Annotated in this window: 10 protein-coding genes; 9 read left to right on the top strand and 1 reads right to left on the bottom strand. The window is 62.5% G+C overall.

The window, feature by feature from the left end; genetic code table 11:
• The first annotated feature begins 6 nt into the window (after positions 1-6).
• From LPW11_RS17095 to LPW11_RS17125, 7 genes are all read left to right on the top strand, one after another.
• On the top strand, positions 7-1,863 hold the full coding sequence (locus tag LPW11_RS17095; protein WP_230995086.1) for a HAMP domain-containing methyl-accepting chemotaxis protein: 1,857 nt from the start codon (positions 7-9) through the stop codon (positions 1,861-1,863).
• Positions 1,864-2,167: 304 nt separating this feature from the next.
• Positions 2,168-4,396, top strand: coding sequence for a hybrid sensor histidine kinase/response regulator (locus tag LPW11_RS17100; protein ID WP_230995087.1), 2,229 nt, complete (start codon positions 2,168-2,170; stop codon positions 4,394-4,396).
• Between the two features lie 61 nt (positions 4,397-4,457).
• A complete protein-coding gene (gene cheB / locus LPW11_RS17105) occupies positions 4,458-5,510 on the top strand; it encodes a chemotaxis-specific protein-glutamate methyltransferase CheB (RefSeq protein WP_230995088.1) in 1,053 nt (350 codons plus the stop codon).
• Complete coding sequence (locus LPW11_RS17110) at positions 5,503-6,840, top strand: hybrid sensor histidine kinase/response regulator (protein WP_230995089.1); 1,338 nt, start codon at positions 5,503-5,505, stop codon at positions 6,838-6,840. The genes cheB and LPW11_RS17110 overlap by 8 nt, the downstream gene beginning before the upstream one ends.
• A 1-nt stretch (position 6,841) precedes the next feature.
• Positions 6,842-8,356, top strand: coding sequence for a PAS domain S-box protein (locus LPW11_RS17115; protein ID WP_230995090.1), 1,515 nt, complete (start codon positions 6,842-6,844; stop codon positions 8,354-8,356).
• A gap of 168 nt (positions 8,357-8,524) precedes the next feature.
• The gene (locus LPW11_RS17120; RefSeq protein ID WP_230995091.1) at positions 8,525-10,705 is read left to right on the top strand and encodes a PAS domain-containing sensor histidine kinase; all 2,181 of its coding nucleotides are present in this window, start codon (positions 8,525-8,527) and stop codon (positions 10,703-10,705) included.
• A 153-nt stretch (positions 10,706-10,858) separates the two neighbouring features.
• The gene (locus LPW11_RS17125) at positions 10,859-11,428 is read left to right on the top strand and encodes a YSC84-related protein (protein WP_230995092.1); all 570 of its coding nucleotides are present in this window, start codon (positions 10,859-10,861) and stop codon (positions 11,426-11,428) included.
• A gap of 1,049 nt (positions 11,429-12,477) precedes the next feature.
• Here LPW11_RS17125 and htpG read toward each other — a convergent pair.
• The gene (gene htpG / locus LPW11_RS17130; protein WP_230995093.1) at positions 12,478-14,412 is read right to left on the bottom strand and encodes a molecular chaperone HtpG; all 1,935 of its coding nucleotides are present in this window, start codon (positions 14,410-14,412) and stop codon (positions 12,478-12,480) included.
• A 338-nt stretch (positions 14,413-14,750) separates the two neighbouring features.
• Between htpG and trpE the strand changes: the two genes are divergently transcribed.
• Positions 14,751-16,226 (top strand): anthranilate synthase component I, encoded by a 1,476-nt coding sequence (trpE, locus tag LPW11_RS17135; RefSeq protein WP_230995094.1) that lies wholly within the window; start codon positions 14,751-14,753, stop codon positions 16,224-16,226.
• Positions 16,227-16,238: 12 nt separating this feature from the next.
• Complete coding sequence (locus LPW11_RS17140) at positions 16,239-16,826, top strand: anthranilate synthase component II (RefSeq protein ID WP_230995095.1); 588 nt, start codon at positions 16,239-16,241, stop codon at positions 16,824-16,826.
• Positions 16,827-16,828 lie beyond the last annotated feature (2 nt).

A 16,828-nucleotide genomic window follows, 5' to 3' on the forward strand; every position in this document is an offset into this window, starting at 1 on the left:
GGGTAGATGCTGAACAACTTCAGGATTAGAACGAGACTGATGGCCGGATTCGGGATTGTGGTCCTCTTTCTCCTCATCGGAGGGGTCATCTCCCTCAAGAACCAGAAAGAGCTCAGCACCTTCATGGGGGAACTGTACAACCACCCCTTCACCGTGACGAGCGCCATGCGCGATGCGGAGTCCCACATCATACGGATCCATCGCAGCATGAAGGACGTGGTGCTCTACGCGGGGGACGCAGCGGAAATGGACCGGGCCATCAGGGCGATCGACGTTTCCGAGAAGGTGGTGTACGACGAACTTGCGGTGGCCAAGGAGAAGTTCCTCGGCGACAAGACGAAGATCGACCAGATCCGTGCCCTCATGGATGAATGGAAACCGGTGCGGGCAAAGACTATCGGGCTCGTGCAGCAGGGGAAGGTGAAGGAGGCGATCACCTTCCACAGGACCTACGCCCGGCAGATCGTGACGAAGATCGAGACGCTGGTGGGGGAAGTGCTCCAGTTCGCCCGCAACAAGGCGGAGACCTTCGTGAAACTCTCCACGGAGAGCCAGCAGCGCACCTATCTCGCCACCTCCATCGTATTCGGTATCGCCATACTGCTGGCGGTCGCCATAGCCCTCTTCATCACCGATTCCATCGTAAAGCCGCTCCAGGTCGCCGTGGATGCAGCTGACCGGCTCGCGGTGGGGGATCTCTCGGCGCGTGTCGCGGTGCAGAGCAAGGACGAGACGGGGCAGCTCCTGCGGTCGCTCGGCAGGATGATCGCCTCCCTGCGCAAGATGGGGGAGAACGCGAACCGCATAGCGAAAGGGGACCTGGAGGTGGAGGTGGTTCCTCATTCCGATCGGGATATCTTCGGGCTCTCCATGCGCAACATGGTGGAGTCGTTGAAAAGGATGGCGGCGACCGCCGACCGCATCGCCACCGGCGACCTGACGGTGCAGGTCGCTCTTGCCTCGGACCGCGACCGTCTCGGGCATTCCTTTGCCACCATGGTAGAGAACCACCGGGCCCTCAACCTGGAGGTGCGCCAGGTCGTGGACATCCTGGCAGCCTCCGCGCGGGAGATCATGTCTACCGTCACCGAGTTCGCCTCCAGCTCCTCGGAGACGGCCAGCGCCATCAGCGAGACGAACGCGACGGTCCAGGAGGTGCGCCAGACGACCGATCTCGCCTCCCAGAAGTCGAAACAGGTCTACGAGATATCCCAGCGCTCGGTCAATGTGGCGCACAGCGGGAGGCAGTCGGTGCAGGAGGCTATAGGGGGGATGCACGGCATCCAGGAGCGGATGGGATTCATCGCCGACCGCATCGTCAACCTGAGCGAGCAGAGCCTCGCCATCGCCGATATCATCGCCACCGTCAACGACCTCGCGGAGCAGAGTAACCTTCTGGCGGTAAACGCCGCGATCGAGGCGGCAAAGGCCGGAGAGCACGGCAAGGGGTTCGCGGTAGTTGCCCAGGAGGTGAAGAACCTGGCGACCCAGTCGAAGCAGGCGCTCTCCCAGGTCCGTTCCATCCTCGGCTATATCCAGAAGGCCACCACCGATGCGGTCCTTGCCACGGAGCAGGGGAGCAAGGCGGTGGAGGCCGGTGTGAAGCAGTCGGGCGAGGCGGGGGAGGCCATCAAGCTCCTTGCCTCCAGCATCGAGGACTCCTCCAACTCCACGCTGCAGATCGTCACCTCCACCCAGGAGCAGGCGATCGGCATGGACCAGATCGCCATCGCCATCCAGAGCATCAACCAGGCGAGCAACCAGCACGTGGACGGGTCGCGGCAGATCGAGGCGGCGGCAAGGAACCTTTTCGAGCTGAACCAGAAGCTCCAGCAACTGGTCGGGCGTTACAAGGTGGCATAGAAGGGGAGCCGCTCGCACCGGCGAGGGATCGGGCGAGATCAAGGAAAACGATTTTCCTTTACTAGAACATGAGCTCAAGCGTCCCCTCCCTTTCAAGGGGAGGGACAGGGTGGGGATGGGGTAGAGGTTGGTGAGGGCGCGCCCCCCATCCCCCTCCTGTCCTCCCCCTTGAAAGGGGAGGGACGCGCTGCCGTCTGCTTCGCCTGAATGTCCGTCTCCGGACTTACACCTCCGTGAAGGAGGGGCGGGAAGGGGAGGGACGAAAGAAAGCACGGCAGCAGGCGGTTACGGAGTCGGGGGGATAATGGCAGACAGCGATTTACTGGAAGAGCTCCTGGATACGTTCCGCCTGGAGGCGGAGGATCTCCTCGTGTCGCTCTCCACCCTCCTCGTCGCGCTGGAGCAGGAGGCGCTCCCCGAGAAGCGCCAGCCTCTGGTGGAAAACCTCTTCCGCCGGATGCACACCCTGAAGGGGGCGGCACATGCGGTGAACCTTCTCGACGTGGCGGAGAGCTGCCAGTCGCTGGAGGGGGTATTCGCGTCGCTAAAGCGGGGTGAGCTGCACCCGGAGCGGCAGCTCTTCACCACCCTGCACTCGGAGATCAACTCCATCTCGGCCGCTCTCTTCGGGGAGAGCCATCCACTGGCCGGCACGCTTCCGGCGCCACTCGCCGCCGTCGCCGAGCCCATAGAGAAGGGTGTGCCGATCGAACCCCCTCCGGAAGGAGCGCGGCCGAAACCGCGGACCGAGCACGAGGGCGCCGCCGGGGCCGGTCCGGAGAGGAGCTGGGGGCAGGAGAGCGTGAGGGTGCCGACGCACCTCCTCGAGGCGCTCCTGGTGCAGGCTGAGGAGCTTCTCTCCGCAAAGCTCATGGCGTCCCACCTGGGGGGGGAAATTGCCTCCATGAGCGGGCAACTGAGCGCTCTGAGGGAGGAAAGGGCGCGCGGGCTCGAGCTTGCGCACAAGGTGCTGCGTCGCGGCGCGGACGCCGAAGAGGGGAGGCTCGCGGCGCTTCTTAAGGGGGCATTGGAGCGGGAGGGGCAGCTCGATCACCGGATCGTTTCCCTCACAGGACGCTCCGACAGGAGCCTCAGGGCTCTGTCCGGGATGGTGGACGCTCTCCTCGACGACATGAAGAAGCTGCACCTCCTCCCGTTCGGCTCTCTCTTCAGCTCATTCCCGAAGATGGTGCGCGACCTGTCGGCGGAACTCGGGAAGGAGGCGGAGCTCTTCTGCCACGGCGGCGAGCTGGAGGTAGACCGGCGCATCCTCGCCGAGCTTCGTGAGCCCTTCCTGCACCTGTTGCGCAACGTGCTCGATCATGGCATAGAATCTCCCGAAGCACGGCGCCGGCGCGGGAAGCCCGCCGGGGGGAGGATAACGATCCGGGTGCGGCACCTCGACGGGAACCGGGCGGAGGTGACCCTATCGGACGACGGCCAGGGGATCGATCCTTCCAGGCTGAAGGCGGCCGCTGTGGCCCAGGAGACGATCACGGCCGAGCAGGCCGCACACTTGAGCGAGGCGGAGACGCTGGCGCTTGTTTTCGAGTCCGGCATCTCCACGAGCTCCATGATCACGAACCTCTCGGGGCGCGGGCTTGGGCTCGCCATCGTGCGTGAGGCGCTGGAAAAGCTCGGCGGGCACGTGACGGTCGCATCCCGCAAGGGAGAAGGGACCGAATTTCGCATGGTGCTCCCGCTCTCCTTTGCCATGATGAAGGCTCTGCTGGTACAGTGCTGCGGGCGCCCCTGCCTCCTCCCGGCCGCCAGCGTGGAGGTGACCGCCCGCATCCCCGTCGAGGATATAAGGACGGTGGAGAACCGTGAGACGGTCCGCGTGGAGGGGGAAACACTCTCTTTCGTGCGCCTTTCCGAGCTCCTGGAGCTCACCGAGCGGATGGACCGCGAGCGCGGGCAGCAGCCGGTGGTGGTCCTCGCGGCGGGGGAGAAACGGATCGCCTTTGCGGTGGACGAGGTGGTGGGAATGCTCGAGGTGCTGACAAAGCCGCTCGGGCCGCAGCTGCGCAGGGTGCGCAACGTCTCCGGGGCGTGCGTCCTCGGGGACGGCAGCGTAGTGCCGCTTCTGAACACCAACGACCTCTTCCGCTCCGCCCTCTCGGTGTCGGGGGGGGCTCGTGCCGCCGGTGCCGCCCCGTCGCAGCGAAAGGTGGTGTCGGTATTGGTGGCTGAAGACTCCATCACCTCGCGCACCCTTCTGAAGAATATCCTCGAGGCCTCCGGCTTCCGGGTCAGAACCGCCATCGACGGGAGCGACGCCCTCGCGATCCTTCGGGAGGAGGATTTCGATGTCGTCGTGTCTGACGTGGAGATGCCGAGGCTGAACGGGTTTGAACTCACGACGGCGATACGCGCGGACAGGAGGCTTTCGGAGCTTCCGGTGATTCTGGTGACCGGGCTCGAATCGCGCGAGGACCGGGAGCGCGGGATCGACGTGGGGGCGAACGCCTACATCGTGAAGAGCAGTTTCGATCAGAGCAGGCTGGTGGAGACGATCGGGAAGCTGGCCTGACAGCCGGGGGAGGGGAATTCTCCTTCCTTTCCGGCCCTAACATACCCTTGAAGGTACCAAAGTGATCCGTGTTCTCGTCGTAGAAGATTCAAAGACAGTCCAGCAGGCGCTGGTGAGCATCCTGAACTCCGACCCGGAGATCACGGTGGTGGGGACGGCGTCCGACGGCGCCGAGGCGGTGAGAGCCGCCATGAACCTGCGCCCCGACCTCATCACCATGGACATCAACATGCCTGAGATGGACGGCTTTGAGGCGACGAGAGCCATCATGTCGGTCGCCCCCACCCCCATCGTCGTGGTGACGAGTCAGCTCGACCCGAAGGATTCCGCGACCCTTTTCCGCGTCATGGAGGCCGGTGCCCTCATGGTGCTCGCCAAACCCGCCCCCCCTGGCCATCCGGACCGGGAAGAGACGGTCGCGAAGCTGATCCGCAACATCAAGCTCATGTCGGAGATAAAGGTCGTGCGCAGGATCCAGAGGGGAGGTGCGGAGACCCGCATTCCGCCGGCGCCGCCGATTGCTGAGCCGATACGCCCCGGGCTCATCGCCATAGGGGCGTCGGCGGGAGGGCCACCGGTACTGGAAGAGATCCTTTCGGCGCTACCGGCCGACCTCGCTGTCCCCATCCTCATCGTGCAGCACATGGCGGAGGGCTTTACGGTGAACTTCGTTAACTGGCTCAATCACTCCTCGCGACTACCGGTCCATCTCGCGGTGCACGGCGCGCGTCCCCTGCCGGGGACCGTGTACGTGGCGCCGGACGGACAGCACCTCGGGGTAGGGGCGGGGGAGCGCATTATCTTAAGTCCCACCCCTCCGGACAACGGGCTGCGACCCTCGGTTGCGCACCTCTTCCGCTCCGTGGCGGCGGTGTACGGAAAGCGCGCGGTCGGCGTCCTCCTGACGGGGATGGGAAGGGACGGCGCGGAAGAGCTGCGGCTGATCCGGGATGGCGGTGGCGTGACGGTAGCCCAGGACCAGCAGACGTCCGTCGTTTTCGGGATGCCGGGGGAGGCGATCAGGCTGAAGGCGGCGAGCTACGTCCTGCCCCCCCCCGCGATCGTGGCGCTCCTGACGAAGCTGGCGGCTCCCCAGGGAGGCGGCAATGGGTAGCTCCCCCCACACGATACTCGTTGTCGACGACAGCCCGACCCAGGCGAAGCTCCTGGAGCAGATCCTCCAGCAGGAGGGGTTCCGGGTCCTCGTGGCGCACAACGGCCGGGAGGCGTTCGAGACGGTGTGCGCGGAGCAACCGGATCTTCTCATAAGCGACATCATGATGCCGGAGATGGACGGCTTCGAGCTGTGCCGAGGGGTGAGAGAGACCGCGGGGGTGGGGGGGATTCCGATCATACTCCTTACCCTGCTGGACAACCCGGCCGACGTCCTGCGCTCCCTGGAGGCGGGGGCTACCTACTTCATCTCCAAGCCGTACAACAGGGAGCTCCTCCTCTCCCGCATCAGGGCGAGCATCGAGCGCGGCCCCGACCGCTCGGGGGGGGGCGGTGCGAGGCTCGACGTGGAGTACCGCGGCCACCACTACTCCATCCCCGCAGAAAAAGACCAGATCGTCGACCTCCTCCTTGCCACCTACGAGATGGCGGTGGACAAGAATCAGGAGCTAAACAGCGCAAAGCAGGCGCTGAGGGTGCTGAACCGGGAGCTGGAAAAGCGGGTCGCGGAGCGCAGTGCCGCCCTCTCTGCCGAGACGGCAGAGCGCCTCGCCGCCCTGGAGGAGCTGCGCCGCAAGGACGAGGTCCTCATGCAGCAAAGCCGTCAGGCGGCGATGGGGGAGATGATCGGCAACATCGCCCACCAGTGGCGCCAGCCCCTGAACGGGGTGGGGCTCCTCATCCAGGACATCACCCTCTGTTTTGAGGACGGCGACTTCAGCCGCGAGTACCTGGAGGCGACCACCAAAAAGATCATGCAGCTCATCCAGCACATGTCTCAGACCATAGACGACTTCAGGAACTTCTTCATGCCGGACAAGGAGAAGGTTTCCTTCGACGTGCACCAGGTGGTGGTGAGGACCCTGACCCTGGTCGCGGGGGACTTCTCCGACAAAGGGATCCGCCGCGAGGTCGTGGCACAGGATCATCCGACGATCACGGGGTACCCGAACGAATTTTCCCAGGTTCTCCTCAATATGTTCAGCAACGCCCGCGACGCCCATCTGGAGAGGAAAACGGAGAATCCCTGGGTGAAGGTGACCCTCTCTTCGCAGGAGGGGAGGGCGCTCGTTCTGGTGGAGGATAACGCGGGCGGCATCCCGGAGGAGATCATCGGCAGGATCTTCGAGCCGTACTTCACCACGAAGGAGCAAGGGAAAGGGACGGGGGTGGGGCTGTACATGGCGAAGAACATCGTGGAGAAAAACATGAACGGGAGCCTCACGGTGTGCAACACCCCCGTCGGGGTGCAATTCAGGATCGAGGTGTAGCATGGCGGGTACCGGCGCAAAAGAGGCTCCCCTGAAGCTCCTCTACGTGGAGGACGAGCCGATCACTCGGGAAGTCGTGTGCACCCTCGTCGGCAGGAAATTTCCGCAGCTTGTGGTGGTGACCGCCGAAAACGGCAAGGCGGGGATGGAGCTCTTCCTGGAGCAGGACCCGGACTTCGTCATCACCGACATAAAGATGCCGGTGCTGCACGGGATCGAAATGGCGCGCCAGATCAAGGGGCTCAGAAGCAACATACCGATCATCGTCACCACCGCGCACAGCGACATGGAGTTCCTGATGGACGCCATCGAGATCGGCATCAGCCAGTACGTGCTGAAACCGATCGAGAGGGAGAAGCTCTTCTCCGCGATCCAGAACTGCATCACGAGGATTGAGCTGGAGCGGCAGGTGCAGCGGCAGCAGGCTTTCATCGCGAAGCTGTCGTGCGCGGTGGAGCAGAGCCCCTCCACCATCATCATCACCGACCGCGAAGGGACGATCGAGTACGTGAACCCGAAGTTCACCGCACTCACCGGCTACACCGCGGAGGAGGCCGTGGGGGAGAACCCGCGCCTCCTCAAGGCCGGCACCACACCGGAGGAGACGTACGAGGAACTCTGGGTGCAGCTCATGTCCGGGCGGGAGTGGCATGGCGAGCTGGAAAACCGCAAGAAGAACGGGGAGCTGTACTGGGAGTCGGTCTCCATCTCCCCGATCCTCGACTCGTCAGGGGGGGTCATCAACTTTGTGGCGGTGAAGGAAGACATAACCGAGCGAAAGAGGGCGCAGCAGGAAATCGAGGACCTGAACCGAAAGCTCGCGGCACGCGCCAGCGAACTGGAAGCTGCGAACCAGGACCTGGAGTCTTTCGGCTACACCGTTTCCCACGACCTGCGCACACCGCTCACGAACATAAACGGATACTGCCAGGTCATCCTGGAGATGTACGGGGAATCGCTCGACGAGCAGTGCCGGGAGTTCGTGCAGATCATGCTCACGGAGACCCTCAGCATGAGCAAGCTGATAAAGACTCTCCTCGACTTCTCTCGCCTCGCCCGCCAGGAGCTGAAGCGCGGCCCCGTCGATCTCAGTGCCCTTGCCGGCTCCATAGCCACCGATCTGAAGCTGCGGCACCTTCAGCGCCGGCTCAATTTCCGGATCGCGCCGGACCTCGAGGTGGTGGGTGACGCGGATCTCTTGCGCGTGGCGCTCACCAATCTCCTCGGCAACGCCTGCAAGTACAGCGCGAAAAAGGAGGAGTCGATCATCGAGTTCGGCAGCGAGGAAAAGGAGGGGAAAAGCGTCTACTTCGTGCGCGACAACGGCGCCGGATTCGACATGGCCTACTACAAGAAGCTCTTCAAGGTTTTCCAGCGGCTGCACTCCACCAGCGAATTCGAAGGAACCGGCATCGGGCTTGCAACGGTCCACAGGGTGATACAGCGCCACGGTGGAACGGTGTGGGCCGAAGGTGCGGTCGAGCAGGGGGCAACTTTCTACTTTACCCTTGGCTGACGCGCCTTTTCCCCCCGGATCCCCGGCGGGACCATTTCCGTCTCCCGCCACCGGTACCAGCCGGGCGCTTTCTTTTCCGCGAGGAAAAAAAGCTACAATCGGCGAAAAGTGGCACCCCTCCCTCACGCGGAGTGCCTGCCGGTACCGCGGGAAGTGGAGGAGGCCGCCATGGGCCCAACGAATACCGACGCCAGAGCAGACCGCCAATGGGGACTCTTCGCCCTCCTTATCCTCACGATCTTTTGTACCGAGTTCGTGCTGGATGGTCTCTGCGCCCCCCTCTTCACCCGGTTGAACCCCTTTTCATGGGATCTTCTCGACTCCCTCTTCCTGACCGTCCTCTTCATCCTGCCGCTCTGGTTCTTTTTCGTGCGCCCCCTCTACCCCCCGGCGCCCGCTCAGCCACCCGCCATTCCCGCGGGGGTCCTCCTTTTTCTCTCCCTGGCCGTGCTCTTCTCCATCGAGTACCTGGTCATGATCGCGCTCCCCCTCACGCTGCCGATGCTACCGCTGCGCCTGCAAAAGATCGCCGACGCCTTCTGCACCTCTCTTGGCAGCGCACCGTTCCTGTGGTGGCTCTTTTTCAGGAAGGAGATGCGGCAGCGGCGCAGCAGCGGCGACGAGCTCCTGCAGACCCCCCTTCGCCTCTACCTGGTCCTGCTGCTTATGGTCTTTTTCCTGACCATGCTCCAGGAGTTTCTCTGCGCGCTTCTTCTCCCTTCCCTGTCGAAGCAGTGGAACGAGCTTCTCGACGCCCTCCTGGTGACCTCCCTCTTCGCCCCGGTCCTCTTTTTCCTGGTGGTGCGCCCGCTGGCACGCTCCGCCCTTTCCGAGCACGCCAGGGTGAGCGCGCTGTACGAGCAGCTCATAGATGCAGTGGTAACCCTCGACGGCGACGGGTCCATAAAGACGGTGAACCGCGCGGCGGAGGGGATCTTCGGCTACCGCGCCGCGGACCTTGCGGGGGAAAACGCCGATGTCCTTTTCAAGGGGGGGCGGGAGTGCCTCCACACCCTTCTGGAAATGGCGACGCCGGCAGTCGGCGGGAAGGCGCTCTCGCACGAACTGATCGCCAGCCGGAGGGACGGGGCGCTCCTCACCATGGACATCTCCGTCAGCCGCGTAACGGTCGGAGGGGCCGGGGAGTTTCTCCTTGTCATGCGCGATGTGAGCGAGCGGCGCCGGATGCAGCGGGAGCTTCAGGAGAGCGAGGAGCGCTTCCGCCAGATCTTTCATCAAAGCGACGACGCGATCATCTTCTTTCACCCCGAAAGCTGTGGCATAGCAGATCTCAACGACACCGCCGCGAGGCTGTACGGCTGCTCCAAGGAGGAGTTGCGCAGTGGAGGGGTGGAGGCGCTGGTGAACCGTGAGGATCTCCCGGCACTGACGACGATGATCAGCGGCTGCAACGGCGGCACCTCGCGGCTTCACTGCGTAGCGCACCGCCGCAGGGACGGCAGGGATCTTTTCCTTTCCATTCGCGGCAGGCTGATGACGCTGCAGGGGGTGAGTCTGGCGTACTGCACCTTCCGGGACATCACCGCGCGGGTTCGCCTGGAGGAGGAAGCGCGGGAGATGCAGGCACGCCTCATCCAGATCAACAAGATGGCTTCCTTGGGCCTCGTCGTCTCCGGGGTCGCCCACGAAGTGAACAACCCGAATAACTTCATCCTGGCCAACTCGCAGCTCCTGGCGCAGGTCTGGGACGACGCCCTGAAGATCCTGCAGGAGTACCGCAAGGAGCACGGCGACTTCATCCTGGGGGGGCTCCCTTTCGACCAGATATCCTCCCATATTCCGGAGCTCTATGAGGGAGTGGTCGACGGTTCGCGCAGGATAAACGAGATCATCAACAACCTGAAGAGCTTCGCCAGGCATGGCGGCGGTCTTGAGCAGGTAGATGTGAACAGGGCGGTGCAGGGCGCGGTCTCGATCCTGCAGTACGAGCTCGCCAAGCACACGGAGAAGTTTCACCTGGAGCTGGCGGGGGATCTGCCGCCGGTGAGGGGAAACAGCCAGCAGCTGGGGCAGGTCGCCATCAACCTGCTGATGAACGCCTGTCAGGCGCTCCCTTCCCGCTCCTCACGAATATGGCTGAGCACCGGTTTCGACGCGGAGGCAGAGGAGATCGTTATCACGGTGCGTGACGAAGGGTGCGGGATCACCCAGGAAGAGAAGGGGAGGGTCATGGAGCCGTTTTTCACCACGAAGCTCGATCGCGGCGGCACGGGGCTCGGGCTCTCCATTTCCCAGTCCATTGTGAAAGAGCACAAGGGGGTGCTGGCCTTCGACTCGGAGCCGGGGAAGGGGAGCACATTCCAGGTGCGCCTCCCCGCCGGAGGGTGAAACGGTCCGGTTCCGGACCGGGGATGTGGAGGCACCGCGGCAATCGCTGCGGTGCCTTTTTTTGTGGCGGGACGTGAACGGGGAGCGGCCGGCGATGGATAAAGTATATTTAATACTGTAAGGACCCCCATAAACGGTAAGGAGGCTTTCCCCATGTTCGATTCCATTCGTTCCAAGGTAGTCATGCTTTTCGTTGCCGCAGGTCTGCTGCTCGCGCCGGCGCTGTCCGTGGCCGCTACCAAGGCCGAGCTCGACCGTGAAGTCAAGGCCGCACTGGCGGATCTCTGCGAGAAGACGCCTGCGGCAAAAATGGTTGCCGAGAAGGCAAAGGCCGTCCTGGTCTTTCCGAGCATTGTGAAGGGTGGACTCATTATCGGCGGTGCCTACGGTGACGGCGGGCTGGTGAAAAACGGAGAGGTCGTGGAGTACTACAACTCCGTCGCGGCCTCGTACGGCCTCCAGGCGGGCGTCCAGAAGTTCGGCTACGCCATGTTCTTCATGACGGACAAGGCGCTGGAGTACCTGCACAAGAGCGGGGGATGGGAGGTCGGCGTCGGCCCTAGCATCGTCATCGTCGACAAGGAGACGGCCGCCGCCTTTGGCAAGAGCATGACCTCGACGACGCTGAAGGAGGACATCTACGCCTTCATCTTCTCCCAGAAAGGGTTGATGGCCGGCATCGGATTGCAGGGCTCGAAAATCACCAAGATCAACCCGAAGTGAGCCTGGGCATCGGGGAGGGAGCGGCGATTTAATTGCCGCTCTGTTAAAAAAAGAGGCACCCGGAACGATGCGATTTCACGAGGTAAAGGCAGCGAGTGCCTGATTTCGCGACACTTTGCCTCTCGCCGCTTCCGCGCCGGGAGCGGATGTGGTGCTATAAGTAGCCTAGGGACTTTGACTTCTGAGAATGGGAAGGAGTGGCATGGCTTGTGCTGACCTCCGGTGGGAAGTGCACCGGCGGTGGTGTGCACAGGCCAGGAGAGATCATGCACCAATCACATTCCTCCCACTGTCGCGGTCAAAGGTCCGGCTGGAGCGCTGGATGCCAGAATTGCAGGCTGTCCCCCTCCGCGGGTAACCGAAGCGGCCACAGCATCTTTCCGCTGTACCCGTGCCAGGGTGCAGTGAGCGCCGCGAAGGATGCGGAGAAGCACGACTCCCTGCGTGACTACCTGCCATGGAGGATGCAGTTTTAATAGTTAGGGCATCAGCTGGCAGGAAAGAAGCGGGACGGATCACGAGAGATTCGTCCCGCTTTTTTTGCGCCTGATCGGGGGCTTGTGTGCGCAAGCGCATGCCGGAAACGCTTCGCTTATTCCTGCCTACATGACCACATGACACGCCGCTGGTGGTTTTGTAGACCGGGATAAGCCGGAGGCGTTCCCGGCGGTCCATGCTCCGCCCATACTGACCAACGCAAATCCCCCTGTCCCCCTTCGCAAAGGTTCATCCTGGAATTCCGGGGGAGCGTGGGTACATGCCACGAAGGACTGCAGAAGGCCCAACGTTCCCCCCTTCGCAAAGGGGGGGACGCGAGGCCTCGTGCGGCCCTTCATTGGAACATACTGCGGCTTCCCCGGAATTCGGATGAGCCTTCGCAAAGGGGGGACGCGGGTTCTGCAGCGAGTCGTGGAAAGGTTCTCCAAATCGCGGCATTCCTGGATGAACCCGCCTAACGCCCCCCCGGACGACGCCCCCTGGACGAACCAAAAAAAAAGCGGGAGGGACCTGTCTCGATCCCTCCCGCTGCCTCTCTCGCTGCTGGTGTCCTACTTCCCGCTTGCCACCATGAGCTCGCTCACCAGCTTCGCGAAGCGTAGCGGATCCTTGATCGGGGAGCCCTCGGTGAGGAGAGCCTGGTCGAGGAGAAGCTCGGAGTAGTCCTTGAGCTTCGCGTCTTCCTTGTTCCTCTCGAACATGGAGGTCATGACCTGCATGATCGGGTGGTCCGGGTTGAGCTCCAGGATCCTCTTCGCCTCCGGCACATCCTGGTTCATCGCCTTCAGGATCTTCTCCATGTTCGCGTTCAGCCCCATCTCGTCCGCCACGAGGCAGCAGGCGCTGTCGGTGAGACGCGAGGAGAGTCGCACTTCCTTCACCTGGTCCTTCAGGGTGTCCTGGATGAAGGAGATGATGCTGCCGTACTCCTTCTGCGCCTCCTCTTTCTTCGCCTCGTGCGCCTTTTTCTCCTCTTCGGTCTCAAGCTCCAGGTCGCCGCGGTCGATCGCCTTCAGGTGCTTCTCGTTGTAGCTGTGCAGCGCCTGTACGACCCACTCGTCGACCGGGTCGGTCATGTACAGGACCTCGTAGTCCTTCTTCCTGAACACTTCCATGTACGGGGAGTTTTCCACCGCCGCGCGGGACATGCCGGTGATGAAATAGATCTCCTTCTGCCCCTCCGGCATCCTCTCCACGTACTCCTTCAGCGAAACATACTTGCCGTTCTCCGTCTTTGAGCTCTCGTACAGGAGGAGGTCCTGGATCTTTTCACGGTTGGCGTGGTCGAAGTGAACCCCTTCCTTCAGGACGACCCCGAACTCCGCGTAGAACTTCAGGTAATCCTCCGGCTCCTTCTCCTTCATCTCGGCGAGGGTGGAGAGGATCTTCGACACCAGGCTCTTCTGGATCCTCTTGATCTGCACGTCTTCCTGCAGAATCTCGCGGGAGACGTTCAACGGCAGGTCGCTGGAGTCGACCACACCCTTGATGAAACGCAGGTAGTCGGGGAGGAGCGCTTCACAGTTGTCGGTGATGTACACCCTCTTCACGTAGAGGTGCACCCCTTTCTTGTGGTCGCGCAGGAAGAGGTCGAACGGCTTGTGGGAGGGGATGTACACGATCGACTTGAACTCGCTCACCCCTTCCGCGGAGTAGTGGATGGTGCGCAGCGGCTTGTCGTAGTCGTGCGAGATGTGCTTGTAGAACTCCTCGTACTCCTCTTCGGTGATCTCGCTCTTCGGGCGGGTCCAGATCGCCTTCATGGAGTTAAGCGTTTCCTCGGTGGTCTTGTCGATGGTGCCGCCACCCTCGATGACCTCTCCGTCGGCGCCCTTTACCTGCTCGGTGCGGGTAATGTCCATGACGATCGGGTACTGCACGTAGTCGGAGTACTTCTTCACGATGGAGCGCAGGCGCCACTCTTCGAGATACTCCTTCATCTCTTCTTTCAGGTGCAGGGTGATCTCCGTGCCGCGGGTCTCCTTGGTGCACTCCTCGATGGAGTAGCTCCCGTCACCGGTCGACTCCCACAGGGTGCCGAATTCCTTCTCGCCAGCCTTGCGGGTGATGAGGGTAACCTTGTCGGCGACCATAAAGGAGGCGTAGAAGCCGACGCCGAACTGACCGATCAGTTCCGGGGAATCGGCGAGGCTCTTCTCCTTCAGGGCGGCGAGGAAATTGCGGGTGCCGGACTTTGCGATGGTGCCTATATTGTCGGCGACCTCGTCCATGCTCATCCCGATGCCGTTGTCGGTGACGGTGAGGGTCCCGGCTGCCTTGTCAACGTGCAGCTTTATCTTCCACTCGGCGTTCCCCTCGAGAAGTTCCATGTTTGAGTGGGACTCGAACCTGAGCTTGTCGATGGCGTCCGAGGCATTGGATATCAGCTCTCTCAGGAAGATGTCTTTGTTGGAGTAGAGGGAGTGGATGACCAGGTCCAGAAGCTGCTGGACTTCGGTCTCAAATTTCTTGACGGTTTTACCCATGGGTGGTGATCTCCTTTAACGCCATTTTGAACAATCCTTTTTTCAACGTAAGCATCGGGTCCCGCTTTTTCAAGGGTGAAAATGACCACAGCTCCCGGGACGTGACTCGGCCCCTGTGTCGCGACGGGAGTGATGAACGCAGAAGGCCTTGCCCATTCGAATGGCGCCGGTATACAATCTCCTGCGAAACCCATGAAAGATGAGCCCTTTCCGTCCCTTTTCACGCCCCCCTTTCCTTGACACCTTCAGCCGCCGTATGTTAATAAACACGGCTACACTTCCCGGCGGCGCCGGGATCCCCCTCCGAACCGTTCTCTCTACCACCATGCGGGAGCCTCATGTACTACCCAGATTTAGCCACATTCAAAGACCTGTCCGCACAGGGAAACCTGATCCCGGTGTACCGCGAGATCATGGCCGACCTGGACACCCCGGTTGGGGCCTTCAAGAAGATCGACGACGGCCGTTACGGCTTTCTCCTTGAGAGTATCGAAGGGGGTGAGAAGTGGGGGCGCTATACCTTCCTCGGCTCGTCCCCTGCAGTCGTTATCCGCGCGAAGGAAGGGTGGGTCGAGGTGGTGGAGAGGGAAGAGGTGCGCCGGGTGGAGGTGGGGGATCCCCTCTGCTATCTGCGCGACTTCATGGCGGCCTACCGCCCCGTGGAGGTCCCCGGTATTCCGCGCTTCTTCGGCGGCGCCGTGGGGTATCTCGGCTACGACTGCGTGCGGCATTTCGAGCGCCTGCCAAAGAAGAACGAGGAGGCGATCGGCGCTTACGACGCCTACTTCATAATCACCGACACGATGCTGATCTTCGACAGCCTGAGCCAGAAGATCAAGGTCGTCTCCAACGCCCACCTCGACGGCGGCGTCTCCGCGGAGGATGCGTATGCCGAGGCGCTGCAGAAGATCGAGGGGCTGATCGCCAGACTGAAGACTCCTCTCCCTCTCGAGCACTCGGCACCGGTGGCGGAGAAGACCAATTTCTCCTCCAATGTGAGCCGCGAGGAGTTCGAGTCGTGGGTCACCAGTGCAAAGGAGTATGTACGGGAAGGGGACATCATCCAGGTCGTCCTTTCCCAGCGCTTCTCCGGCGAGCTCTCCGTTGATTCCTTCCTGATCTACCGGGCACTGAGGACGCTGAACCCGTCCCCCTACATGTTCTTCCTGAGGCTCGACGAGACGGTCGTCGTCGGCGCTTCTCCCGAGGTCATGGTGCGAAAGGAAGGGGAGCGGGTGGAACTGCGCCCCATCGCCGGGACCCGTCCCCGCGGCGCCGATGCCGAAAAAGACCGGCTCCTTCAGCAGGAGCTCCTGGCGGACCCGAAGGAGAGGGCGGAGCACGTCATGCTGGTCGATCTCGGCCGCAACGATCTCGGGCGCGTCTGCAGCATCGGGAGCGTGAAGGTTTCTGAGCTCATGGTGGTGGAGCGCTACTCCCATGTCATGCACATAGTCTCCAACGTGCAGGGCGAGCTCCTCCCGGAAAAGGACGCCTTCGACGTCGTGCGCGCTACCTTTCCTGCGGGCACCCTCTCCGGAGCGCCGAAGGTGCGCGCCATGGAGATCATCGAGGAGCTGGAAAACGTGCGCCGCGAAGTCTACGGCGGCGCGGTCGGGTATTTCTCCTACTCAGGGAACATGGACATGGCGATCGCCATCCGCACCCTCGTGGTGCAGGGGGGGAAGGTGCATCTCCAGGCCGGTGCCGGAATCGTCGCCGACTCGGACCCTGCCGCCGAATTCCAGGAGACGGTGAACAAGGCGATGGGAGTGGTGAAGGCCATAGAGATGGCGGAAGCCGGGCTGGCCTAGGGAGGAATACCGATGCTCTTGATGATCGACAACTACGATTCATTTACCTACAACATTGTGCAGTACCTCGGGGAACTGGGCGAGGACGTGCACGTCTATCGAAACGACAAGATCACCCTTGAGGAGATCGAGGCGCTCGCCCCGGACCGCATCGTCATCTCCCCCGGACCCTGCTCCCCTGCCGAGGCGGGGATCTCGGTGGAGACGATCCGCCGCTTCGCCGGGCGCATCCCCATCCTCGGGGTGTGCCTCGGTCACCAGTCGATAGGGTACGCTTTCGGCGGAGAGATCGTGAAGAGCGCGACGCTCATGCACGGGAAGACCTCGCCGATCCTGCACGACAACGAGGGGCTCTTCAAGGGGCTCCCCAATCCTTTCGCCGCCACCCGCTACCACTCCCTCGTCGTGAAGCGCGACACCTTTCCGGCAGAGCTGGAGGTGACCGCCTGGGTCGCCGAGGGTGAGATCATGGGGCTCAGGCACCGCACTCTCCCGATCTGGGGGGTGCAGTTCCATCCGGAATCGATCCTCACCGAGGGGGGGATGGAGATTCTCAGAAACTTCCTCGTCATGTCGCGCGAGGCTGCCACCGAAGGGTAGGA

Source organism: Geomonas sp. RF6 (genome assembly GCF_021044625.1).
Classification (GTDB): Bacteria; Desulfobacterota; Desulfuromonadia; order Geobacterales; family Geobacteraceae; genus RF6.